General features: G+C 59.7%; 21 protein-coding genes. 18 read left to right on the forward strand and 3 right to left on the reverse strand.

The window, feature by feature from the left end; translation table 11 throughout:
- Positions 1-33 precede the first annotated feature (33 nt).
- From ACZ25R_RS22660 to rlmH, 7 genes are all read left to right on the forward strand, one after another.
- The gene (locus tag ACZ25R_RS22660) at positions 34-657 is read left to right on the forward strand and encodes a GNAT family N-acetyltransferase (protein WP_223613752.1); all 624 of its coding nucleotides are present in this window, start codon (positions 34-36) and stop codon (positions 655-657) included.
- Between the two features lie 95 nt (positions 658-752).
- On the forward strand, positions 753-1,787 hold the full coding sequence (gene obgE, locus ACZ25R_RS22665) for a GTPase ObgE (RefSeq protein ID WP_472462297.1): 1,035 nt from the start codon (positions 753-755) through the stop codon (positions 1,785-1,787).
- A 7-nt stretch (positions 1,788-1,794) separates the two neighbouring features.
- Positions 1,795-2,961 carry a glutamate 5-kinase gene (gene proB, locus ACZ25R_RS22670; protein WP_472462298.1) on the forward strand — a complete coding sequence of 389 codons (1,167 nt, stop codon included), beginning with the start codon at positions 1,795-1,797 and terminating at the stop codon, positions 2,959-2,961.
- Between the two features lie 3 nt (positions 2,962-2,964).
- Positions 2,965-4,248, forward strand: coding sequence for a glutamate-5-semialdehyde dehydrogenase (locus tag ACZ25R_RS22675; RefSeq protein WP_472462299.1), 1,284 nt, complete (start codon positions 2,965-2,967; stop codon positions 4,246-4,248).
- 56 nt (positions 4,249-4,304) lie between these two features.
- A complete protein-coding gene (locus tag ACZ25R_RS22680; protein WP_223614128.1) occupies positions 4,305-4,901 on the forward strand; it encodes a nicotinate-nucleotide adenylyltransferase in 597 nt (198 codons plus the stop codon).
- Positions 4,902-5,050: 149 nt separating this feature from the next.
- Positions 5,051-5,434, forward strand: a complete 384-nt coding sequence (gene rsfS, locus ACZ25R_RS22685; protein ID WP_223613748.1) for a ribosome silencing factor — start codon at positions 5,051-5,053, stop codon at positions 5,432-5,434.
- Positions 5,435-5,602: 168 nt separating this feature from the next.
- On the forward strand, positions 5,603-6,085 hold the full coding sequence (rlmH, locus tag ACZ25R_RS22690; protein ID WP_223613747.1) for a 23S rRNA (pseudouridine(1915)-N(3))-methyltransferase RlmH: 483 nt from the start codon (positions 5,603-5,605) through the stop codon (positions 6,083-6,085).
- 55 nt (positions 6,086-6,140) lie between these two features.
- Here the strand turns inward: rlmH and ACZ25R_RS22695 are convergent, their stop codons facing one another.
- Together ACZ25R_RS22695 and ACZ25R_RS22700 are read right to left on the reverse strand one after the other, a co-directional pair.
- On the reverse strand, positions 6,141-6,563 hold the full coding sequence (locus ACZ25R_RS22695; protein WP_472462542.1) for a DUF3011 domain-containing protein: 423 nt from the start codon (positions 6,561-6,563) through the stop codon (positions 6,141-6,143).
- A 73-nt stretch (positions 6,564-6,636) separates the two neighbouring features.
- Positions 6,637-7,518 carry a LysR family transcriptional regulator gene (locus ACZ25R_RS22700; protein ID WP_288192953.1) on the reverse strand — a complete coding sequence of 294 codons (882 nt, stop codon included), beginning with the start codon at positions 7,516-7,518 and terminating at the stop codon, positions 6,637-6,639.
- Between the two features lie 132 nt (positions 7,519-7,650).
- Between ACZ25R_RS22700 and ACZ25R_RS22705 the strand changes: the two genes are divergently transcribed.
- Complete coding sequence (locus ACZ25R_RS22705) at positions 7,651-9,147, forward strand: CoA-acylating methylmalonate-semialdehyde dehydrogenase (RefSeq protein ID WP_472462300.1); 1,497 nt, start codon at positions 7,651-7,653, stop codon at positions 9,145-9,147.
- Between the two features lie 70 nt (positions 9,148-9,217).
- On the opposite strand, the gene ACZ25R_RS22710 is transcribed toward ACZ25R_RS22705, so the two are convergent.
- Positions 9,218-9,871, reverse strand: a complete 654-nt coding sequence (locus tag ACZ25R_RS22710; protein ID WP_346307700.1) for a GntR family transcriptional regulator — start codon at positions 9,869-9,871, stop codon at positions 9,218-9,220.
- A gap of 81 nt (positions 9,872-9,952) precedes the next feature.
- Here ACZ25R_RS22710 and ACZ25R_RS22715 point away from each other — a divergent pair, with 81 nt between their 5' ends.
- The 10 genes from ACZ25R_RS22715 (at position 9,953) to pyc (ending at position 23,040) form a co-directional block, all read left to right on the forward strand.
- Complete coding sequence (locus ACZ25R_RS22715) at positions 9,953-10,846, forward strand: dihydrodipicolinate synthase family protein (protein ID WP_464661674.1); 894 nt, start codon at positions 9,953-9,955, stop codon at positions 10,844-10,846.
- Between the two features lie 9 nt (positions 10,847-10,855).
- The gene (locus ACZ25R_RS22720; protein ID WP_472462301.1) at positions 10,856-12,109 is read left to right on the forward strand and encodes an NAD(P)/FAD-dependent oxidoreductase; all 1,254 of its coding nucleotides are present in this window, start codon (positions 10,856-10,858) and stop codon (positions 12,107-12,109) included.
- A gap of 14 nt (positions 12,110-12,123) precedes the next feature.
- Positions 12,124-13,125: a 4-hydroxyproline epimerase gene (locus ACZ25R_RS22725; RefSeq protein ID WP_223613740.1), complete on the forward strand. Its 1,002-nt coding sequence runs from the start codon at positions 12,124-12,126 to the stop codon at positions 13,123-13,125.
- A gap of 269 nt (positions 13,126-13,394) precedes the next feature.
- The gene (locus tag ACZ25R_RS22730; protein ID WP_105734358.1) at positions 13,395-14,303 is read left to right on the forward strand and encodes a branched-chain amino acid ABC transporter permease; all 909 of its coding nucleotides are present in this window, start codon (positions 13,395-13,397) and stop codon (positions 14,301-14,303) included.
- Positions 14,304-14,307: 4 nt separating this feature from the next.
- A complete protein-coding gene (livM, locus tag ACZ25R_RS22735; protein WP_464661672.1) occupies positions 14,308-15,732 on the forward strand; it encodes a high-affinity branched-chain amino acid ABC transporter permease LivM in 1,425 nt (474 codons plus the stop codon).
- Complete coding sequence (locus ACZ25R_RS22740) at positions 15,732-17,006, forward strand: ATP-binding cassette domain-containing protein (protein ID WP_472462302.1); 1,275 nt, start codon at positions 15,732-15,734, stop codon at positions 17,004-17,006. The genes livM and ACZ25R_RS22740 overlap by 1 nt, the downstream gene beginning before the upstream one ends.
- Entirely contained in the window at positions 17,006-17,755 is a 750-nt protein-coding gene (locus ACZ25R_RS22745) for an ABC transporter ATP-binding protein (RefSeq protein ID WP_223613737.1), read from the forward strand. The genes ACZ25R_RS22740 and ACZ25R_RS22745 overlap by 1 nt, the downstream gene beginning before the upstream one ends.
- A gap of 62 nt (positions 17,756-17,817) precedes the next feature.
- On the forward strand, positions 17,818-18,171 hold the full coding sequence (locus ACZ25R_RS22750; RefSeq protein ID WP_472462303.1) for a DUF6867 family protein: 354 nt from the start codon (positions 17,818-17,820) through the stop codon (positions 18,169-18,171).
- A 127-nt stretch (positions 18,172-18,298) separates the two neighbouring features.
- Entirely contained in the window at positions 18,299-19,414 is a 1,116-nt protein-coding gene (locus ACZ25R_RS22755; RefSeq protein WP_223613735.1) for a branched-chain amino acid ABC transporter substrate-binding protein, read from the forward strand.
- A gap of 170 nt (positions 19,415-19,584) precedes the next feature.
- A complete protein-coding gene (gene pyc, locus ACZ25R_RS22760) occupies positions 19,585-23,040 on the forward strand; it encodes a pyruvate carboxylase (RefSeq protein ID WP_464661667.1) in 3,456 nt (1,151 codons plus the stop codon).
- Positions 23,041-23,100 lie beyond the last annotated feature (60 nt).

Below are 23,100 nucleotides of genomic sequence, written 5' to 3' on the forward strand. Positions count from 1 at the left end.
CCATCTCCCTTTTCGCATCTGGAGGATAGCAAAATGGTTGCCGAATTACTGGAAGACGATGAAGACAGGCTGGATCTGATAGATTGTCCGGTCCTCGTGACCGAACGCCTGGTCCTGCGCGCGCCGCACACCGAGGACGTTGACGCAATTGCCCGTCTCGCCGACAATCCCCGTGTGGCGGAAATGCTTTCCCGCATGCCCCATCCCTACACGCAGGATCATGCGGTGGACTTCGTGCGCCGCGCCAATGCGGGCGAGATCGGCAAATGCGTCTACGCGATTACCCTTGCGCAATCCGGCACCTTCATCGGCTGCTGCGGCATCAATTACCGCCGCAGCAAGGACTTGCGGATGAGCGAGCCTCGCCGGGATGAGCTGGAGATCGGCTATTGGCTGGGCGAACCCTACTGGGGCAAAGGCTATGCCACGGAAACCGCGCATGCGCTGGTGGATCTCGTGTTCCGCGCCACGCAGGTGGAAAAGCTGCATGCGTCGTGCCGGGTCTCCAACATCGGTTCGCGCCGCGTGCTCTACAAGAGCGGGTTCCAGTATGCCAATACCGGCATGATGGACTCACTCGCTGCAGGCAATGTGCCCGTCGAACGCTATATGCTGGATCGCCGGACATGGATCGGGCTTCGCAGCTGGAACGCATAAATTACAATTGGCCGCCGCGATCTCTTGCGACGGCCAGTTTTCTTCCCGCGCATTTTCCTGTAATGGCTCGGGACATCAAAAAGGACTGAACTTCCATGAAATTTCTCGATCAGGCGAAAGTCTATATCCGCTCCGGCGATGGTGGTGCCGGCTCGGTATCGTTCCGCCGTGAAAAATTTCTGGAATTCGGCGGTCCCGATGGCGGCGACGGCGGGCGCGGCGGTGACGTCTGGGCCGAGGCCGTGGACGGTCTCAACACGCTGATCGACTATCGCTACCAGCAGCATTTCAAGGCCAAGACCGGCATGCACGGCATGGGCCGCAACATGACGGGCGGCAAGGGTGCCGATGTGGTGCTCAAGGTTCCCGTGGGAACGCAGATCTTTGAAGACGACAATGAAACCCTGATCTACGATTTTACCGCCGTGGGCCAGCGCTACCGTCTTGCCAAGGGCGGCAATGGCGGCTTCGGCAATCTGCACTTCAAGACATCGACCAACCAGGCGCCGCGCCGCGCGAATCCCGGACTCGAAGGCGAAGAGCGCAATCTGTGGCTGCGGCTGAAACTGATCGCCGATGCCGGTCTTCTCGGCAAGCCGAATGCCGGCAAGTCGACATTTCTCGCCAGCGTGACGGCGGCCAAGCCGAAAATCGCCGACTATCCCTTCACTACCCTGCATCCGAATCTGGGCGTTGCCCGCGTCGATGCGCGCGAATTCGTCATTGCCGATATTCCGGGATTGATCGAAGGCGCGCATGAGGGCGTCGGTATCGGCGACCGGTTCCTTGGCCATGTCGAGCGCACACGGGTTCTCCTGCATCTGGTTTCAGCACAGGAAGAGAATGTGGCCGAGGCCTACAAGACCGTGCGCACCGAGCTTGAAGCCTATGGTCATGGGCTCGCCGACAAGCTGGAGATCGTGGCGCTGAGCCAGATCGACACGCTGGATGCCGCGGCGCGCAAGAAGAAAGTGACTGCGCTGAAAAAGGCTGCGGGCCGCGAGCCGATGCTGCTGTCTTCGGTCAGCCGCGAGGGTGTCGAGCAGGTGCTGCGGGCCCTGTCTGCGATCATTCTCGAATCGCGCCAGTCAGAGGCCCCGGCACAGGTCGATACCCGCTTCAAATATTGAGTGCATCATGTCCGTGCAGAACGAGCTCGCTTCTCCCGCCACCCTCAAGCTTTCCGCCTATCGGCGGATCGTGGTCAAGATCGGTTCGGCATTGCTGGTGGACCGCTCCAAAGGACTGAAGCGCGACTGGCTGGAAAGCCTCGGTGCCGATGTGGCAAAGCTGGTGCAGGCAGGCGTCGAGGTGATGATCGTCTCCTCGGGTGCCATCGCCCTCGGCCGGACGGTGCTTGGACTGCCGAAGGGCGCGCTGCGGCTGGAGGAAAGCCAGGCTGCGGCTGCGGCGGGTCAGATCGAACTTGCCAAAGCCTATTCCGAGGTGCTGGGCGGGCATCAGCTGCGCGCCGGCCAGATCCTGCTTACCCTTTCCGACACGGAAGAGCGCCGCCGTTATCTCAATGCCCGCGCCACGGTCGGCACCCTGCTGCGGCTCAAGGCCGTACCCGTCATCAATGAGAATGACACCGTGGCGACCACGGAAATCCGTTATGGCGACAATGACCGCCTTGCCGCGCGTGTGGCGACGATGATGGGGGCAGACCTTCTGATTCTCCTTTCCGACATTGACGGGCTCTATACCGCGCCGCCGCATCAGAATCCCGATGCGCAGTTCCTGCCGGTTGTCGACGCCATCACCCCTGACATCGAGGCCATGGCTGGCGCGGCCGCGTCGGAATATTCGCGCGGCGGCATGAAGACCAAGCTCGATGCTGGCAAGATTGCCAATGCGGCGGGCACGGCGATGATCATTGCCTCCGGCACGCGCATGCATCCGCTGGGTGCCATCGATGCGGGCGAGCGGTCGACGCTGTTCAAGCCGAGCCTCAATCCGGTGAATGCATGGAAGACGTGGATATCGGGCAATCTCGAGCCGGCCGGGCGGCTGGTGATCGACGAGGGTGCGCTTACGGCGCTTAAATCCGGCAAATCGCTTCTGGCTGCCGGTGTCCGTGACGTTGCCGGTCAGTTCACCCGCGGCGATACGGTTGCGGTTGTTGGTCCGGACGGACGCGAAGCCGCGCGCGGCCTTATTGCCTATGATGCCGCAGATGCCGTAAGGATTGCAGGGCGCAAGACCAATGAGATTGCCGCGATCCTCGGTTACGATGCCCGGTCGGCGATGATTCACCGGGATGATCTGGTTGTACGCGCAGCAAAACGTGCTGCGAAGGAGTGAGAAATGCTGGGACGGGTCGAACCGATTGACGACGTTGCTGAATTGATGGCCGGAATCGGCCGCAAGGCCCGTGCCGCTGCCCAGCCGCTGTCCATCGCTTCGCCGGAACAGAAGATGATTGCCCTGATCGCCATGGCGGATGCGGTGGATCGCCGTGCCCCGGAGATTCTGGACGCCAACCGGCAGGATATGGCCGATGGCGAAAAGACAGGAATGGCCGCCTCGCTGCTCGACCGGCTGAAACTGGATGCCGGCCGTATCGCCGCGATCTCGGAAAGCATCCGCACCATTGCCGCCCTCAAGGATCCGGTTGGGGACATCATTGCCGAATGGGACCGTCCCAACGGCCTGCATATCGAGCGCGTGCGCACGCCGCTCGGTGTCATTGGTGTGATTTACGAAAGCCGCCCGAATGTAACAGCCGATGCGGGTGCCCTTTGCCTGAAGTCGGGCAATGCCGTCATCCTGCGCGGTGGATCGGATTCCGCCCATTCCTCCCGCGCCATCCATGCGGCGCTGGTCGAAGGGCTCGAAGCGGCGGGTTTGCCCAGGGATGCCATCCAGCTCATCCCGGTGACGGACCGCGCCGCGGTCGGCGAAATGCTGAAGGGGCTGGACGGCAATCTCGACGTCATTATTCCGCGTGGCGGCAAGAGTCTCGTGGCCCGGGTGCAGGCGGAAGCGCGCGTACCGGTCTTTGCCCATCTCGAAGGCCTCTGCCACGTCTATGTCGACGCCTCTGCCGATCTCGACATGGCGCGCCGGATTATCGTCAATGCCAAGATGCGCCGGACCGGCGTCTGCGGTTCGGCCGAGACGCTGCTGCTCGACCGGCTGATCGCCCCCGTCCGTCTTTTGCCGCTGCTTGAGGATCTGCAGGCAGCAGGGTGCGAAATTCGCGGTGATGCCGCAGTGGTCCAGCTGTTTGCCGCGGCAAAACCGGCGACGGAGGAAGACTGGTCGACGGAATATCTCGATGCCATCATATCCGTGAAGCTGGTTGACGGTATTGGCGACGCGATCGCGCATATCAATCACTATTCGTCCCACCATACGGAAGCGGTGATTGCCGAGGACATGCATGTGGTCGAGCGGTTCTTCAACGAAATCGACTCTGCCATCCTGCTGCACAACGCCTCGACACAGTTCGCCGACGGTGGTGAATTCGGCATGGGCGCGGAAATCGGCATCGCGACGGGCAAGATGCACGCGCGGGGCCCCGTGGGCGTGGAGCAATTGACATCCTTCAAATACCGCGTGCGCGGCAATGGCCAGACCCGCCCGTGACATCCATCGATGCGTTACGTCACGATTTTCCCGGCGTGAGCGATGCGCATCTGCGCATGCCTTTCGTTGAAAAGGGCATGACCGTCGGGCTGTTTGGCGGATCGTTCAATCCGCCCCATGCGGGCCATGCGCTGGTGGCGGAAATCTCGCTGCGCCGGCTGCAGCTCGACCAGCTCTGGTGGATTGTCACGCCGGGCAATCCGCTGAAGGACACGCGCCATCTGGCCCCTCTGGCGGAACGGCTGAAATTGTGCGAGCAGCAGGTGCATGATCCGCGCATCAAGGTGACGGCGTTCGAAGCAGCCTATAATGTGCGCTACACGGCCGACACGCTGGCTTTGATCAAGGCGCGCAATCCGGGCGTGAATTTTGTCTGGATCATGGGTGCGGACAATCTTGCCGATTTTCACCGCTGGCAGCGCTGGCAGAAGATTGCCATGACGTTTCCCATCGCCGTGATCGACCGTCCGGGTTCGACCTTGGCATTTCTCTCGTCGCGCATGGCCAAGACGTTTGACTATGCCCGTTTCGATGAGGATGACGCCCCGCTGCTGGCACGGGCACCCGCGCCGGCATGGACTTTCATCCACGGGCCGCGTTCATCGCTGTCGTCGACGGCGATACGCAACGGAGCCGTAAAACGGCAGGAATGAAAACGTGAACAAAGGCCGTGTCGCGACGTCTTGAAAGTGTCATGCGACTCTGCCTATCTTAATAACGTGCAGCAAGATTAAAGGCTGCGGCGCGTTGTTCTTATTGGAAAGGAAATACACTGAGAACAGCAATTCAGAAGAAGGATGCCTTGGCACCTTCAACGGCGGAGATGAACGGTGCAACTTCCGTTTCTCTTGCCCTCCAGACGGTCCTTGCCAGTCTCGATGACTCCAAGGCTGAAAAAATTGTCCCCATCGATCTTCGCGGAAAATCTGTCATCGGCGACCATATGGTCATCGCATCGGGCCGTTCGCATCGTCACGTAACGGCGGTGGCTGATCAGCTCCTGCGTGCGCTGAAGGAAAGCGGTCACGGAAACAATGCGAAGGTTGAAGGTCTTTCCAGCGGTGACTGGGTGCTGATCGACACGGGCGATATCATCATCCATATTTTCCGGCCTGAAGTGCGCGAGTTCTACAACATCGAAAAGATGTGGCAGGCTCCCGAACTTGACGGGGAAACCGTACATTAGAGCAAGGTGTGCCGTTACGGCACACGGAGCCTTGTGTGAGAAAGTTCTGACGGATCGGGGCATCCCGGCATAACGCCAGCGGGATGCTTCGGGCGGCTTACTGGATATGGACCGGTCATGCGCCGGAGAGTTATTCTTCGCGCCAAGTGACAAAGGACTGGACGTGCCATGCGTATCACCGTTTTTGCCGTGGGCCGGATGAAATCTGGCCCCGAACGGGAACTGGCAGACCGCTATTTCGACCGGTTGAAGAAAACCGGTTCGCCGCTTGGCCTCGAATTCAACTCCGTCACCGAAATCACCGAAAGCCGCGCCCAGCAGCCGGACCTGCGCAAACAGGAAGAGTCCGCCAAGGTGCTGGAAGCGCTGGATCAGGGTGGCGTGCTCGTTCTTCTCGACGAGCGCGGCAAGACCATGCCATCGGAAGACTTCGCCAATGCAATCGCCCGGTTTCGCGATGACGGTAAACGCCAGCTGCTCCTGGCGATAGGCGGGCCCGACGGCCACGATGCGGATTTAAGGAAGCGTGCCGATCTTGTTCTGGCGCTCGGTGCCATGACCTGGCCGCATCAGATTGTCCGGATTCTCGTAGCGGAACAGCTCTACCGCGCGACCACGATCCTTTCCGGGCACCCGTATCACCGGGTGTAAGGTGTTTTCGCCACCTCCGGCCGGAGATGGCGAAAAACGAGGCCCGTAATGCCGATCAATAATCGTCCGGCTGGTAGTAACGGTCATCGCGGTATTCGCGCCGGTAGTCGCGGCGGGGATAGCGATCATCCCGCCAACGCGGACGATCATTCTGATCCCGCCAGCGCGGACGCTCGGCACTGTCGGCAAAGACCGCCGAGCAGCCCTTGTCCACCCAGATGGTGCCGCGGCTGAAGCCCCAGCTCTGGCCGGGAATGCAGGCCGAACCCGAAAGCTGCCGGATGATCCGCGGCCGACGCATGTCGGTCTCGCACTCATTGTAGCGGAAGCTGCGTGATTCGCATCTGATGGGCCGTTCCTGCGCCTGTGCGGCTGGAACCGTTACGAACTGCATACCCCCCAGGGTTACAGCCAAAGCTAGTATATATCGGTACATTTTCCCTCTCCGATATGATGTCAACACACGCTGAAAGCGCATGTGTTCAAGGCGCAATTGTGGTGTTTGTTCCGTGCTCGTCAATCACATTTCCACCGCTGCCTGTTATGCTTTGTCAGGTGAATCGTCCAGTCTCGCTGTTCACGAGATCGGAGATGAAGCTGGAGACCGCCGTGATGCGGCGCAGGGTGCGTACGGATTCGTGGTAGGCAAGCCAATAGGACCGGTGAATCGTCCGTTCCGGCAGGACCGGCACAAGGTCGGGATATTCCCGTGCGATGAATGTATGCAGAATGCCGATGCCCGCCCCGGCCTTGACCGCTTCCACTTGCCCGATGGCACTGGAAATCTCGAAAGCGGGGCGCCATTCGCGGGTGATTTCAGGCGCATAGTTCAGCGAAGGGCTGATGACCAGATCATCGACATAACCGACCAGCCGGTGCGCCGCGAGATCTTCGATGCTGCGGGGTGCCGGGTGCGCAGCCAGATAGGACCGGCTGGCATAGAGGCAGAGCGTGTAGTCGACGAGCTTTTTCGCCACGAGGCGGCCCTGATCGGGCCGGTCGACCGTGATGGCTATGTCAGCCTCGCGCCGCGACAGCGAGAAGGAACGGGGAACCGGAACAAGCTGGATCTTGAGATCGGGATAGCGGGCGGTGAGGGTGGCAAGGCGCGGCGCGAGGAAGGAGACACCGAAGCCATCCGGCGCGCCAATGCGCACCGACCCGGAAATGGACACATCGGCGTCGCCAAGCGAGGAGCGGATCGATAGCATTTCCGCTTCCATGCGCTCAGCTGACAGGAGGAATTCTTCGCCGGCATGGGTCAGCTCGCAGCCATTGGTGCGGCGGGTCAGCAGCTTGGTGTTGATGTCATTCTCCAGCGCGGTGAGACGGCGCGCCACCGTCGCATGGTTGACGCCAAGCCGTTTGGCCGCGCCGAGTATTTGACCCGAACGCGCGACAGCCAGAAAAATCCGCACATCGTCCCAGCTCATCGTTTGACCTCCTGCCCTATTCGTACTTTAATTTTTGCACAACGGATACGCTTTCGCTCGGCTTGCAATAAAAAATTTGAAGCGCGATGATAGGGCAACGAAGTTCAGTCAATCCCAGGGAGGTTGCTCGCAATGCGTGAAGTCGGACATTTTATCGGTGGCAAGCATGTCGCCGGAACAAGCGGTCGTACGACCGAAATTTTCCAGCCCATGGACGGCACCGTTCAGGGCCGCGTGGCACTGGCAACCCCCAATGAAGTGCGCGCTGCCATTGCCAATGCCAAGGCGGCTCAGCCGGCATGGGCCGCAACCAACCCGCAGCGCCGTGCGCGCGTGTTGCGCAGGTTCCTTGATCTCGTCGAAGCCGAATACGACTCGCTTGCCGAACTTCTGGCGCGCGAGCATGGCAAGACCATTCCCGATGCCAAGGGCGATATCCAGCGCGGTCTGGAAGTGGTCGAGGTTTGCCTCGGCTCAGCCCACATGCTCAAGGGTGAGTTCACCGACAATGCCGGCACGGGCATCGATGTTTATTCCATGCGCCAGCCGCTCGGCGTCGTTGCCGGTATCACCCCATTCAATTTCCCGGCAATGATCCCGCTGTGGAAGGCCGGTCCGGCGATTGCATCGGGCAATGCCTTCATTCTGAAGCCTTCCGAACGTGATCCGGGCGTGCCGATGCGTCTGGCCGAACTCTTCATCGAGGCCGGTTTGCCGGCGGGTATCTTCAACGTCGTCAATGGCGACAAGGAAGCTGTCGACACCATTCTGGATGATCCCGATATCAAGGCTGTCGGCTTCGTCGGCTCGACGCCGATTGCCCAGTACATCTATTCGCGCGCCACGGCCAACGGCAAGCGTGCCCAGTGCTTCGGCGGTGCCAAGAACCACATGATCATCATGCCCGATGCAGACATGGACCAGACGGTTGATGCCCTCATCGGTGCCGGTTACGGTTCAGCGGGCGAGCGCTGCATGGCGATCTCCGTTGCCGTTCCCGTCGGCAAGGATACCGCAGATCGTCTCGTCGAGCGCCTGATCCCCCGGGTTGAAAGCCTGAAGGTCGGACCCTCCACCGATGCGTCGGCGGATTACGGCCCGGTTGTGACCCGGCAGGCGCTGGATCGCATCAAAGGCTATGTCGATCTGGGCATCCAGGAAGGTGCGAAGCTCGTCGTCGATGGCCGCGGCTTCAAGATGCAGGGCTATGAGAACGGCTTCTACATAGGTGGTTGCCTGTTCGATCATGTCACACCTGACATGCGCATCTACAAGGAAGAAATTTTTGGTCCGGTTCTGGGCATTGTCCGCGCCGATACCTATGAGGATGCGATCCGTCTGCCGAATGAACACGAATACGGCAATGGCGTTGCGATCTTCACCCGTGACGGCGATGCTGCCCGGGATTTTGCCTCGCGCGTTCAGGTCGGCATGGTCGGTATCAATGTGCCAATTCCGGTTCCGATCGCCTATTACACCTTCGGCGGCTGGAAGGGTTCCGGTTTCGGCGATCTGAACCAGCATGGCCCGGATGCATTCCGCTTCTACACCAAGACCAAGACCGTCACGTCGCGCTGGCCGTCGGGCGTCAAGGACGGGGCTGAGTTCGTCATTCCGACGATGAAGTAAATCGCTTTGAACTTTGAAATCGCCGTCCGGTTCCGCACCGGGCGGCGATTTTCTTTTGGGCCGAACGGGTTTACGGGGCCATTGTCCGGAGATAGCCGATCAGCCGGGTCGCCTCGTCGGCGGCCTTGTCCGGTTCGCGGGCGATGATCGCCTTGATCAGCGCCGTGTGCGCCCCGGCGGATTGTTCGAGGCTGCCGGGCCGCTGCAGGCGGAACCAGAACCGGCGGCTATGGGTTTGCAGCGGGGACGCCAGACGGGCCGCATAGGGGTTTTCCGCCGCCTGTCCGAGCACCGTATCGAAAATCTTGTCGGCGTTGAGAAAGCTGATCACATCGTTGCCGGAGCGTGCAGCCATCATTGCATCGGATGCCGCCTTCAGCCTTTCGTGATGCAGCGATGCGCCATAGAGCGCCGCATCGCGTGCAAGAACCCGCTCGACACCCTCGCGCGCATCGAGAACCTTGGTAAAGTCCTGCGGATTGAGCGCGGCAATGGCAATGCCCGAGCGCGGGCGAATTTCCATCAAGCCTTCCCAGGCCAGCTTCTGCACCGCTTCGCGCACCGGCGTGCGGCCCATATTGGTAACGTCCGTGAGGGTGCGCTCGTTGACGACCGCGCCAGGCTCAAGCTTCAGCGTGACGATCATCTCTTCGATCTGGCGATAGGCCAGTTCAGCAAGACTTTCGCCCGTCTGGGCCATGGTGTGGACTGCGGTTTGATCCATCAGATAAACTTTCTGTTCAAGGCAATTGACAGCCACAGGTCCTATAGATATATTTCTGATATATCAAGAAGGAGAAGAGACATGTGGTCAGGCGTTTTCCCTGCGGTTACAACCAAATTCACTGAAGATGATAAACTCGATCACAAGGAAATGGAACGTTGCTTCTCGCTCCTGATGGATGCGGGTTGCGATGGTTTGATTGTTGCAGGTTCGCTCGGCGAAGGCCCGATGCTCAGCCACGAGGAAAAACTCGCAGTGCTGAAAACGGCGCAGGGCGTTGCGAAGGGCAAGCCGGTGCTTCTCACCATCAATGAAGCGGCAACCCGCGATGGCGCGGCGCTTGCCAAGCAGGCAGCCAAGGCCGGTGCCGACGGCCTCATGCTGGTTCCAAGCCCGATCTATCATACGGACCCGGAAGAAACGGTCACCACCCTGAAAGCCGTTGCAGCTGCCGGCGATCTGCCCGTGATGATCTATTCGAACCGCATTGCCTATCGCGTCGATGTGACCAGCGAAATCCTGGCGGAACTTGCGTCCGATAAGCACTTCGTGGCGATCAAGGAATCCTCCGACGACGTGCGCCGTACCACCGATATCATCAATACGTTCGGCAAGCGTTACGACCTCTTCACCGGTGTCGACAACCTCGCTTTCGAGGCGCTGACTGCAGGCGCTATCGGCTGGGTCGCCGGGCTGGTCACGGCCTTCCCGAAAGAGACCGTTGCGATCTACAAGCTCATCGGTGCCGGCCGCTATGCCGAGGCGCTGGATATCTATCGCTGGTTCCGCCCCTTGCTTGACCTCGATGTCTCCACCTATCTTGTGCAGAACATCAAACTGGCGGAAGTCCATGAAATCGGAACCAATGATCGCGTTCGTCTGCCGCGCCAGCCTTTGCGCGGTGCGCGCCGGGCGGCTGTCGACAAGATCGTCAGGGATGCCATGGCATCGCGGCCGAAGCTGCCTGTTCTCTGAGGCTGCGCGATGAGCGCCGCTCCGGAAAAGCATGATGTTGTCATTGTCGGCGCCGGTATCATCGGCGTCGCCATCGCGGCTTTTCTGGGCGAAGCCGGGCGCAGGGTTCTGGTGATCGATCATCAGGGCATCTGCGAAGGGACGAGCTCCGGCAATGCCGGGGCCCTGGCTTTTTCCGACATACTGCCGATGGCCTCGAAAGGGGTCATGGCCAAGGTTCCGGGCTGGCTGATGGACCCGCTCGGGCCGTTCACCATCCGGCCGTCCTACCTTCCCAGGCTGGCGCCATGGCTCTACCGGTTCTGGCGCGCCAGTCGGCCGGACGTGCTGGAACACACCACGGTGGCGCAGGGCGCGATGATGCGCCTCGCCGAGCCGGAAATGCTGGATCTGATGCAGCGCGCCGGTATCCGCCATATGGTGCGCGAGGATGGTTCGCTTGAGCTCTACGAGAGCGAGCACGAGCTCAATCTCTGTCTGCCCGGCTGGGCGGCACGGGAGAGGGCGGGCATCGCCTTCGAACATTTGCGCGGCGAAGCACTGGCCGCATGTCAGCCGGGTCTGGCACGGCGCTTTGTCGCCGGAACGTTCGTTCCGGGATGGAAGACAGTCAGTGATCCCAAACATGTCGGCAAAGGGCTGTGGGCCCATGCGGAAAAACTGGGCGCCCGCTTCGAGCGTGCAGACGTCGTTTCCGTCAGCGCGAACGATGCGGGTGGTACAGTCACGCTTGCCGATGGGCGGACGGTCGAAACAGGCAAGCTCATCATTGCGGCCGGAGCCTGGTCACACCGGCTGGCGCGGCATCTTGGTGACCATATTCCGCTGGATACGGAGCGCGGCTACAACACCACATTGCCTGTCGGGGCCTTTGATCTGAAACGCCAGTTGATTTTCTCCGGTCACGGATTCGTCGTAACACCGCTCGAAACCGGCGTGCGCGTCGGCGGAGCCGTCGAACTGGGCGGTCTCGATTTGCCCCCCAATTACAAGCGCTCGGACGTCATGCTGCAGAAGGCCAAGGCTTTCCTGCCGGATCTCGATGTATCCGGCGGCCGGCAATGGATGGGATATCGTCCGTCGATGCCCGATTCCCTGCCGGTTATCGGCTATTCCAGGCAAAGCAAAAATGTTCTCTATGCCTTTGGTCACGGACACCTGGGATTGACCCAGTCCGCCGCCACGGGACGACTGATCTGCGATCTCATCGAGGGCCGGCGGCCGTCGATCCCGATCGATCCCTTTAATCCGCAACGCTTTTAGGACCCTATAACATCATGGCGCGTCATTCCTTCTTCTGTGTCGACGGTCACACCTGTGGTAACCCGGTACGTCTCGTGGCAGGGGGAGGGCCAAACCTCACCGGCTCGACCATGATGGAAAAACGCGCGCATTTCCTACGCGAATTCGACTGGATCCGCACCGGTCTGATGTTCGAACCGCGCGGCCACGACATGATGTCCGGTTCCATTCTCTATCCGCCGACCCGCGAGGATTGCGACGTGGCGGTGCTGTTCATCGAGACGTCGGGCTGTCTGCCCATGTGCGGTCACGGCACCATCGGCACGGTGACGATGGCGATCGAACACGGCCTGATTACTCCGAAGACTCCGGGCATATTGAGGCTGGATACCCCGGCCGGTCTGGTGGTTGCCGAATACACGCAGGAAGGCCAGTATGTCACCAGCGTGCGCATCACCAACGTTCCGGCCTTTCTCTATGCGGAAGGGCTGGAAGTGGAATGTCCGGATCTCGGGACACTGCATGTGGATGTTGCCTATGGCGGCAATTTCTATGCAATCGTCGATCCGCAGAAAAACTTCCGGGACATGGCGGATTACCGGGCGCTCGATCTTATCGGCTGGAGCCCGGTTTTGCGCGAGCGTCTGAACGAGCGATATACGTTCCAGCACCCGGAAAAGCCCGATATCAACACACTCAGCCATATTCTGTGGACCGGGGCGCCGACCAAGCCGGAAGCGCATGCGCGCAATGCCGTATTCTACGGTGACAAGGCGATTGACCGCTCCCCCTGCGGCACGGGTACATCGGCTCGCATGGCGCAACTGACGGCGAAGGGAAAATTGAAGCCTGGAGACGACTTCGTGCATGAATCGATCATCGGCTCGCTGTTTCATGGCCGGGTGGAATCGGCCACCCATGTTGGCGATCGCGATGCAATCATACCCTCGGTCGCGGGGTGGGCGCGGATGACCGGTTACAGCACGATCTTTATCGATGACCGCGATCCCTTCGCTCACGGCTTTGTGGTCAAGTGAGCCTCACCAGGCTCGTTCCGACAATAAGGCGGGGATAGGTAATTCAGTTAAATCAGAGGCATTTGCTGTAAATTTCGTCAACAAATGACGAAAATTTGGTGAAAAATTTCGCACGGAGTATGCAAGCAAATGTGATGCCGCTGTTTGTGCTAAAAAAGCTGTTGCTTTCTTTAACGCAGACGTTACGTGTAAAGAGGTTGGGGTAAACGGGAACCGGATAAAAAAACCGGATAAGAAACTTCCCAATGAAAATGAGGGGTATCGTTGCGATGGAGTACTTCATCCAGCAATCGATCAACGGTCTGACACTCGGTTCAATCTACGGACTGATCGCAATCGGCTATACGATGGTCTACGGGATCATCGGCATGATCAACTTCGCCCATGGCGACGTTTTCATGCTTGGCGCGTTCATGGCGATGATCGTTTTTCTTGCTTTAACCACGTTTATCGGCGGCGTCCCTGTTGTGCTGGCGCTGCTCCTTATGATGCTTGTCGCCATGCTGCTGACAGGGTTGTGGAGCTGGACAATCGAGCGTCTTGCCTACCGGCCGCTACGCGGATCGTTCCGTCTCGCGCCGTTGATCACGGCGATCGGCATGTCGATCGCGCTGTCCAATTTCGTGCAGGTCACACAGGGCCCGCGCAACAAGCCGATCCCGCCGCTCGTCAATGGCGGTGTGACAATCTACGGCACGGGCATCACCATCGCCTACAAGCAGATGGTGATCGTTATCGTCACCGCGATCCTGCTTGCCGCATTCTGGTATCTGGTCAACCGGACCACGCTCGGGCGGGCCCAGCGTTCCTGCGAGCAGGACCGCAAGATGGCCGCACTCCTCGGTATCGACGTGGACAAGACGATTTCCATGACCTTTGTCATGGGCGCCATGCTCGCTGCAGTCGCCGGAACGCTTTACCTCATGTTCTACGGTGTCATCTCCTTCACCGATGGTTTCACACCCGGCGTCAAGGCGTTTACGGCCGCGGTGCTCGGCGGTATCGGCTCATTGCCCGGTGCGGTGGTCGGCGGCCTGCTGATCGGGCTGATCGAAGCGTTGTGGTCTGCCTATTTCTCCATCGATTACAAGGATGTGGCTGCATTTTCGATCCTTGCAATCGTCCTGATCTTCCTGCCCTCCGGCATTCTTGGTCGGCCCGAAGTCGAAAAGGTCTGAGCTTATGGCTGATATCCAATCTTCAGGACAGGATTCCGTCTACGTGAAAGCCGTCAGGGAAGCGGTGATTGCCGGAATCATCGCGTTCGGCCTGTTCTTCCTTGTCATTGGTTTCCGCACCGACCAGAACATCAACAATGAACTGGTTCTCGCCCAGCGCTGGGGCCTGCTGGCGATCTTCGTGGCCGTGGCTGCCATCGGGCGCTTCATCTTCGCAGCGTTCATTACGCCGTCGCGGGAACAGGCGAAGCTGGCCAAAAGCAAGGTGCCAGCCGCTGCCAAGATCGACCGCCGCTCGCTCAAGGCGACGGTGTCACGATTTGGCCTTGCCCTGCTTTTCACCTACCCTTTCGTCGTCATCCTGATCCTGGCGCTGATTCAGTTCGCGGTGACCGGACAATGGTCGTTCCAGAGCGGTGTGCAGGGCTCGCTCAAATATGTCGACAATTTCGGTATCCAGATCCTGATCTACGTCATGCTGGCATGGGGTCTGAACATCGTCGTGGGTCTCGCTGGCCTGCTCGATCTTGGGTATGTCGCTTTCTACGCGGTCGGCGCCTATTCCTACGCCCTGCTCTCCGCGCATTTCGGCCTGTCCTTCTGGCTGCTCCTGCCGATGGCCGGTATCTTTGCCGCCACGTGGGGCATTGTGCTCGGCTTTCCGGTGCTGCGGCTGCGGGGTGACTATCTTGCCATTGTCACGCTGGCCTTTGGTGAGATCATCCGTCTTGTGCTGATCAACTGGACCGTTGTGACCAAGGGTACATTCGGTATCTCCGGTATTGCCAAGGCCACTATGTTCGGCATTCCCTTCACGCCGGGCCCCACCGGTTTTGCCGCCATGTTCGGCCTGCCGAACTCCGGCGTCTACTACAAGATTTTCCTCTATTATCTCATTCTGTTCCTTGCTCTCCTGACCGCCTGGGTGACGATCCGCCTGCGCCGCATGCCGATCGGCCGCGCCTGGGAAGCGTTGCGCGAGGACGAGATCGCCTGCCGGTCCCTCGGCATCAACACGACGACCACCAAGCTGACGGCTTTTGCGACCGGCGCAATGTTCGGCGGGTTTGCCGGATCGTTCTTCGCTGCCCGCCAGGGTTTCGTCAGTCCCGAGTCCTTCGTGTTCCTCGAATCGGCGATCATTCTTGCCATCGTCGTGCTCGGCGGCATGGGGTCGCTCATCGGTATCGCCATCGCCGCGGCGGTGATGATCGGCGGCACGGAACTCCTGCGCGAACTGGAATTCCTCAAGCTGATCTTCGGCAACGATTTTACGCCGGAACTCTATCGTATGCTGCTGTTCGGTCTCGCCATGATTGTCGTCATGGTGTGGAAGCCGCGCGGATTTGTCGGTAACCGGGAACCGAGTGCCTTCCTGCACGAGCGCAAGATGATCTCCAGCGAGTTTACGAAAGAAGGGCACGGCTGATGGTTTCGGAAGTGCGTAACAATCCCAGCGCCGTGCTGCGCGTTGAACATCTCTCGATGAAGTTTGGCGGGCTTATCGCCATCAACGACCTGAACTTCGAAGCCAAGCGCGGGGATATCACCGCCCTGATCGGCCCGAACGGTGCAGGCAAGACCACGGTGTTCAATTGCATCACCGGATTCTACAAGCCGACCGAAGGCATGCTGACCATGACCCGCCAGAATGGCGAGGAATATCTTCTGGAGCGCATGGCCGACTTCGTCATCACCAAGAAGGCGAAAGTGGCACGCACGTTCCAGAACATCCGGCTGTTCTCGGGGCTGACCGTTCTGGAGAATCTGCTGGTCGCCCAGCACAATCCCCTGATGCTGTCGTCGGGTTATACGATCCTCGGTCTTCTCGGCTTTCCCACCTACAAGAAGGCCGCCGCCGATGCGGTCGAGAAAGCCCGTTTCTGGCTGCAGAAGATCAACCTCATCGACCGTGCCGACGACCCGGCGGGCGATCTGCCCTATGGCGCCCAGCGGCGTCTCGAGATCGCCCGTGCCATGTGCACCGATCCGGAGCTTCTCTGCCTGGACGAACCCGCCGCTGGTCTCAACGCGCGTGAATCGGCGGAGCTGAACCAGCTGCTGCTCAGCATCCGCGATGAAACAGGAACGTCGATCATCCTGATCGAGCATGACATGTCCGTGGTAATGGAAATCTCCGATCACGTTGTTGTACTGGAATACGGCACCAAGATTTCCGACGGAACGCCGGAGAGCGTGAAGAATGACCCGAAGGTCATTGCCGCCTATCTCGGTGTCGAGGATGAAGAGGTGGTCGAACTGATCGAGCACGTCGTGGCGACCGGCAATGATGATATCACGGCGGCCGTTGATCTTTTATCCACGGAGGCCATCCAGGAAATCACCGAGACGCACCCGGAAGCGCCGGCTGCTGCAATGGCCGAAGCCGCGGCAAAGCCCGCCGGTCCGGCAATCAAGGCGGGAGCAACCGCCAATGCGCTCGCCGCACCGCGCGGCGGCACACCCGACAACCTGACCCTGATCAAGGGGATTGGCCCGGTCAACGAGCGCCGGCTCAACGAACATGGCATTTTCCATTTCGACCAGATCGCGGCCTGGAAGAAGGCCGATGTGATCGCCGCCGAAGCCTATCTGGCGTTTGACGGGCGCATCGCGCGCGAAGACTGGATCGGCCAGGCCAAAAAGCTGGCGAAAGAGAGCCAGGGCAAACCGGCTGCGAAGAAGACCGGAGGGGCGAAGTAATGTCGGAAACACAAACTCTTCCGAGGACCGGGGCCCTTCTCAGTGTCGAGAACGTTGAAACCTATTACGGCAATATCCGCGCGCTCAGCGGTGTCAGCGTCCATGCGGATGCCGGTGAAATCGTCACGCTGATCGGCGCCAACGGCGCCGGCAAGTCGACGCTGATGATGACCATTTTCGGCATGCCCCGGGCCCGCAAGGGCCGGGTTATGTTTGCCGGCCAGGACATCACGCAATTGCCGACCCATGAGATCGCGCGCCTGCGCATCGCCCAGTCGCCGGAAGGCCGCCGGATATTCCCGCGCATGACGGTGCAGGAAAACCTGCAGATGGGCGCCAGCCTCGACAATCTGGAATTTTATGACGAGGACGTGCGCAAGGTTTTCGACCTGTTTCCGCGCCTGAAGGAACGCATCAACCAGCGCGGCGGTACCCTATCGGGCGGTGAGCAGCAAATGCTGGCCATCGGCCGCGCATTGATGGCGCGTCCGCGCCTGCTGCTTCTGGACGAGCCGTCGCTGGGTCTTGCTCCGTTGATCATCAAGCACATTTTCGAGGCGATCAAGGAACTGAACAAGTCCACGGGCCTGACGGTGTTTCTGGTTGAACAGAATGCCTTCGGCGCGCTGAAACTGGCGGATCGCGGCTATGTGATGGTCAATGGTATCGTGACGATGAGCGGATCGAGCAAGGATCTTCTCGCCAATCCGGAAGTGCGCGCGGCCTATCTCGAGGGCGGGCGTCACTGACAAAAATAGGACCGGCTTTCCAGCGGGTCTGGAAAATCCGGTGCTGCAAGGGGAATACTGCCATGCAAGGCATTCTGTACGAAGAACCCTCATTCTGGCTGTTTGTGCTGGTAACCTGCGTCATGGGTGGCTGGGCCGCATGGATGGCGGGCCGCGCCTGCGCCAAGACATGGCGTTCCCATGCAATCCTGATCTTCTATATGCTGCTTCTCGGCATCGGCGTCCGCTTCATCCACTTCGCCCTGTTTGAGGGCACGATGGTGACGCTGCACTACTACGTCGTCGACACGATCGTGCTGATCATCATCGGCACATTGGGCTATCGCTACACCCGGACAAACCAGATGGTTCAGCAATATCACTGGCTCTATGAAAAAGTTTCCCCCTTCTCATTCAAGGAAAGAAAAGGGGCCTAAGCAATCTCGCTGACGCGAAATGAATCAGCGTGACAACCGCCGGAAAATCGGCAAATGTGGTCTTCAAGCGATGGGAAGATTTCATCGTTAGGGGTTTCGTAAGTACCTAGAAAATGGGAGTTTTCAAATGAAGAAGTCACTGTTCTCGGGTGTTGCTGTTGCAGCAATGCTCGCTTTGGGCGGTCACGCCTATGCTGATCTTCTGGTCGGTATTGGTGCTCCGTTGACCGGCCCCAATGCCGCTTACGGCGCGCAGATCCAGAAGGGTGCCGAAGCGGCCGCAGAGGTGGTCAATGCGGCTGGCGGCGTGAATGGCGAAAAGATCAAATTCGTTCTGGGTGATGACGTTTCCGACGCCAAGCAGGGCGTTTCGGTTGCCAACAAGTTCGTTGCCGATGGCGTGAAGTTCGTTGTCGGTCACTTCAATTCCGGCGTATCCATTCCGGCATCCGAAGTTTATGCGGAAAACGGCATTGTTGAAGTAACACCAGCCGCGACAAACCCTGTGTTCACCGAACGCGGCCTGTGGAACACATTCCGCACATGCGGTCGCGATGACCAGCAGGGTGCCATTGCCGGTGCCTATATCGCCGAGCATTACAAGGATGCAAAGATCGCGGTCATCCATGACAAGACGCCTTATGGTCAGGGTCTTGCCGATGAAACCAAGAAGACGATCGAAGCAAAGGGCTTGAAGCCTGTTCTTTATGAAGGCGTCAACGTTGGCGACAAGGACTTCTCCGCACTCATCGCCAAGGCAAAGCAGGCCGGCGTTACCGTCCTTTATTGGGGTGGTCTGCATACCGAAGCCGGTCTGATCATCCGCCAGCTGGCGGATCAGGGCCTGAAGGTCAAGTTCATCTCCGGCGACGGCATCGTCACCAACGAGCTCGCAGCGATTGCCGGCGACGCCGTGGTCGGTACGCTCAACACATTCGGTCCCGATCCGCGCAACAACCCGGCCAACAAGGAACTGGTTGAGAAGTTCCGCAAGGCCGGTTTTGAGCCGGAAGCCTACACCCTCTACGCCTATGCAGCCGTGCAGGCCATCGTCGAAGCAGCAACCGCTGCTAAGTCGAATGATCCTGAAACCGTTGCCAAGGCTCTGAAGGGAAAGGGCCCGTTCAAGTCGGTTCTCGGCGATATCTCCTTTGACGAAAAGGGCGATCCGAAGCTTCCAGGCTACGTCATGTACGAATGGAAGAAGGACAAGGACGGCAAGTACACCTACATCCAGCAGTAAGCCTTTCCGCTTGCTATCTCATGCGAAATGCCCGGCTCTCATGCCGGGCATTTTGCCGTTGGACATTTCACCGTCTTGTGATCAATATGCATTGTTTGCAGTGCAGCAATCACCGCGCCAATAGGGTTTTACCACTCATATTGCCTCTATGAGATTTCGGAGTTTTCGCCTTGCCTATCAAGAAGATCCTCGTCGCCAATCGATCAGAAATCGCCATCCGTGTTTTCCGCGCCGCCAACGAGCTTGGCATGAAAACCGTGGCGATATGGGCGGAGGAAGACAAGCTGGCGCTGCACCGTTTCAAGGCGGATGAGTCCTATCAGGTTGGGCGCGGGCCGCATCTGGCCAAAGACATGGGGCCGATCGAAAGCTATCTGTCGATCGAGGAAATCATCCGGGTGGCAAAGCTGTCGGGCGCTGACGCCATCCATCCGGGCTATGGCCTCTTGTCCGAAAGCCCGGAATTTGCCGAGGCCTGCGGTGAAGCCGGAATTATCTTCATCGGACCGAAGCCGGAAACCATGCGCCGCCTCGGCAACAAGGTTGCTGCCCGCAATCTCGCCATCGAGATCGGCGTTCCGGTCGTGCCGGCAACCGACCCGCTGCCCGACGACATGGACGAGGTGAAGAAGCTCGCCGAGACGATCGGCTACCCCGTCATGCTGAAGGCATCCTGGGGCGGCGGCGGGCGCGGCATGCGCGCCATCTTCTCGCCGGATGATATTGCCCGCGAGGTCACCGAAGGCAAGCGCGAAGCCAAGGCCGCCTTCGGCAAGGATGAAGTCTACCTTGAAAAGCTGGTGCAGCGCGCGCGCCACGTCGAGGTGCAGATTCTTGGCGATACGCACGGCAATGCGGTGCATCTGTTCGAGCGCGATTGTTCGATCCAGCGCCGCAACCAGAAGGTTGTCGAGCGCGCGCCGGCGCCTTACCTCAACGAGGCGCAGCGCAAGGAAATTGCCGATTACGGCCTGAAGATTGCCGCGAAGACCGCTTATATCGGTGCGGGCACCATCGAATTCCTGATGGATGCCGACACAAACCAGTTCTATTTCATCGAGGTCAATCCACGTATTCAGGTGGAACACACGGTGACCGAGGAAGTCACCGGCATCGATATCGTCAAGGCGCAGATCCGCATTCTGGAAGGCGCGACGATCGGAACGCCGGAATCCGGCGTTCCCGCGCAAAAGGATATCAAGCTGAACGGCCACGCGTTGCAGTGCCGCATCACCACGGAAGATCCCGAACAGAACTTCATTCCGGATTACGGCCGTATCACCGCCTATCGCGGTGCAACCGGTTTCGGCATCCGGCTGGACGGCGGCACCGCCTATTCGGGTGCGGTTATCACCCGCTACTACGATCCGCTTCTGGAAAAGATCACGGCGTGGTCGCCGACGGCCGACGAGACGATCCAGCGTATGCACCGCGCCTTGCGCGAGTTCCGCATCCGCGGTGTTGCCACCAACCTGACCTTCCTTGAAGCCATCATCACCCATCCGAAGTTTGCCGATAACAGCTACACGACGAAGTTCATCGATACGACGCCGGAGCTGTTCGCGCAGGTGAAGCGCCAGGATCGCGCCACCAAGCTTCTGACCTATCTGGCCGATGTCACCGTCAATGGCCATCCGGAAACCAAGGGCCGTGCCACGCCGCCGGCCGAAGCGGCGCTGCCGCGGGTGCCGTTCATTGAGACACCGATCCCGGATGGCACCAAGCAGCTGCTGGATCAGTTGGGGCCGAAGAAGTTCGCCGAATGGATGCGCAATGAAAAGCGCGCCCTGTTCACCGATACGACCATGCGCGACGGCCATCAGTCCCTGCTCGCAACGCGGATGCGCACCTTCGATATCGCCCGGGTCGCCGGTACCTATGCGCGCGCCTTGCCGCAGCTGTTCTCGCTGGAGTGCTGGGGCGGCGCGACGTTCGATGTCGCCATGCGCTTCCTGACGGAAGATCCATGGGAGCGGCTTGCAGACGTGCGCGAAGCGGCACCGAACATCCTGTTGCAGATGCTTCTGCGCGGCGCCAATGGCGTTGGTTACAAGAGCTATCCCGACAATGTGGTCAAGTATTTCGTGCAGCAGGCCGCCCGCAACGGCGTCGATGTGTTCCGCGTGTTCGACAGCCTCAACTGGGTCGAGAACATGCGCGTCACCATGGATGCGGTGCTGGAGGAGGACAAGCTGTGTGAAGCGGCCATTTGCTACACCGGCGATATCCTGAATTCCGCCCGGCCGAAATACGACCTGAAATATTATGTTGATCTGGCGCAGGAAGTGGAAAAGGCCGGCGCGCATATCATCGCAGTCAAGGACATGGCCGGGCTGCTCAAGCCGGGCGCTGCCAAGGTGCTGTTCAAGGCATTGCGCGAGGCGACCGACCTGCCGCTGCATTTCCACACGCATGACACGTCGGGCATCTCAGCGGCAACCGTGCTTGCCGCTGTGGATGCGGGCGTCGACGTGGTCGATGCTGCCATGGATGCGCTGTCCGGCAATACTTCGCAGCCTTGTCTCGGTTCGATCGTCGAAGCCCTCAAGGGCACGGAACGCGATCCAGGGCTTGATCCGGAATGGATCCGCCGCATCTCGTTCTACTGGGAGGCGGTCCGCACCCAATATGCGGCATTCGAAAGCGATCTGAAGGGACCGGCATCGGAAGTCTATCTGCACGAGATGCCAGGCGGCCAGTTCACCAACCTGAAGGAACAGGCGCGCTCGCTCGGCCTTGAAACGCGCTGGCACGAAGTGGCGCAGGCCTATGCCGACGTCAACCAGATGTTCGGCGATATCGTCAAGGTCACGCCGTCATCCAAGGTCGTGGGCGATATGGCGCTGATGATGGTCAGCCAGGATTTGTCCGTCGCCGACGTGAAGAACCCGGACAAGGATATTTCCTTCCCGGATTCGGTGGTTTCGATGATGCGCGGCGATCTCGGCCAACCCCCGAAGGGCTGGCCCAAAGATATCCAGAAGAAGATCCTGAAAGCAGAAAAGCCATTCACCGATCGGCCCGGCTCACTGCTGGCACCGGCCGATCTCGTGGCCGAGCGCAAGGACATCGAGGAAAAACTGGAGCGCAAGGTCAGCGATCAGGAATTTGCCTCCTATCTGATGTATCCAAAAGTGTTCACCGATTTTGCCGTGACGCATGGCACTTACGGTCCGACCAGTGTGCTGCCGACACATGTCTATTTCTACGGGCTGGCGCAGGAAGAGGAAGTCTTCCTCGATATCGAGCGTGGCAAAACCCTGGTTGTACGCAATCAGGCGGTGGGAGAACCGGATGAGAAGGGCATGGTTACCGTGTTCTTCGAAATGAATGGCCAGCCGCGCCGTGTGAAGGTGCCTGACCGCACCCGTGCGGGCAGCGTCGGTGTCCGCCGCAAGGCAGAGCTTGGCAATGACAAGCATGTCGGTGCGCCGATGCCGGGTATTGTGTCCACGGTTGGCGTCTCGGTTGGCCAGAAGGTCAATGCGGGTGACGTGCTCCTCTCCATCGAGGCGATGAAGATGGAAACGGCCCTGCGCGCCGAACGGGATGGAACGCTGGCTGAAATTCTGGTCCGCGCCGGTGACCAGATCGATGCCAAGGATCTGCTCGCCGTCTACGAGTAAGGGCTATCCGGTTCGCATAGCCGGCCGCGTCGTGCCCCTGAGCTCAATCTTGGGGCACGG

The organism is Phyllobacterium sp. RCAM01083, from assembly GCF_055685835.1.

What these genes read in the sequence shown, in the direction of transcription:
- ACZ25R_RS22660 (WP_223613752.1), top strand. Translation starts at nt 34, where the DNA reads ATGGTTGCCGAATTACTGGAAGACGATGAAGACAGGCTGGATCTGATA.
- obgE (WP_472462297.1), top strand. Translation starts at nt 753, where the DNA reads ATGAAATTTCTCGATCAGGCGAAAGTCTATATCCGCTCCGGCGATGGT.
- proB (WP_472462298.1), top strand. Translation starts at nt 1,795, where the DNA reads ATGTCCGTGCAGAACGAGCTCGCTTCTCCCGCCACCCTCAAGCTTTCC.
- ACZ25R_RS22675 (WP_472462299.1), top strand. Translation starts at nt 2,965, where the DNA reads ATGCTGGGACGGGTCGAACCGATTGACGACGTTGCTGAATTGATGGCC.
- ACZ25R_RS22680 (WP_223614128.1), top strand. Translation starts at nt 4,305, where the DNA reads ATGCCTTTCGTTGAAAAGGGCATGACCGTCGGGCTGTTTGGCGGATCG.
- rlmH (WP_223613747.1), top strand. Translation starts at nt 5,603, where the DNA reads ATGCGTATCACCGTTTTTGCCGTGGGCCGGATGAAATCTGGCCCCGAA.
- ACZ25R_RS22695 (WP_472462542.1), bottom strand. Translation starts at nt 6,563, where the DNA reads ATGCGCTTTCAGCGTGTGTTGACATCATATCGGAGAGGGAAAATGTAC.
- ACZ25R_RS22700 (WP_288192953.1), bottom strand. Translation starts at nt 7,518, where the DNA reads ATGAGCTGGGACGATGTGCGGATTTTTCTGGCTGTCGCGCGTTCGGGT.
- ACZ25R_RS22705 (WP_472462300.1), top strand. Translation starts at nt 7,651, where the DNA reads ATGCGTGAAGTCGGACATTTTATCGGTGGCAAGCATGTCGCCGGAACA.
- ACZ25R_RS22710 (WP_346307700.1), bottom strand. Translation starts at nt 9,871, where the DNA reads ATGGATCAAACCGCAGTCCACACCATGGCCCAGACGGGCGAAAGTCTT.
- ACZ25R_RS22715 (WP_464661674.1), top strand. Translation starts at nt 9,953, where the DNA reads ATGTGGTCAGGCGTTTTCCCTGCGGTTACAACCAAATTCACTGAAGAT.
- ACZ25R_RS22720 (WP_472462301.1), top strand. Translation starts at nt 10,856, where the DNA reads ATGAGCGCCGCTCCGGAAAAGCATGATGTTGTCATTGTCGGCGCCGGT.
- ACZ25R_RS22725 (WP_223613740.1), top strand. Translation starts at nt 12,124, where the DNA reads ATGGCGCGTCATTCCTTCTTCTGTGTCGACGGTCACACCTGTGGTAAC.
- ACZ25R_RS22730 (WP_105734358.1), top strand. Translation starts at nt 13,395, where the DNA reads ATGGAGTACTTCATCCAGCAATCGATCAACGGTCTGACACTCGGTTCA.
- livM (WP_464661672.1), top strand. Translation starts at nt 14,308, where the DNA reads ATGGCTGATATCCAATCTTCAGGACAGGATTCCGTCTACGTGAAAGCC.
- ACZ25R_RS22740 (WP_472462302.1), top strand. Translation starts at nt 15,732, where the DNA reads ATGGTTTCGGAAGTGCGTAACAATCCCAGCGCCGTGCTGCGCGTTGAA.
- ACZ25R_RS22745 (WP_223613737.1), top strand. Translation starts at nt 17,006, where the DNA reads ATGTCGGAAACACAAACTCTTCCGAGGACCGGGGCCCTTCTCAGTGTC.
- ACZ25R_RS22750 (WP_472462303.1), top strand. Translation starts at nt 17,818, where the DNA reads ATGCAAGGCATTCTGTACGAAGAACCCTCATTCTGGCTGTTTGTGCTG.
- ACZ25R_RS22755 (WP_223613735.1), top strand. Translation starts at nt 18,299, where the DNA reads ATGAAGAAGTCACTGTTCTCGGGTGTTGCTGTTGCAGCAATGCTCGCT.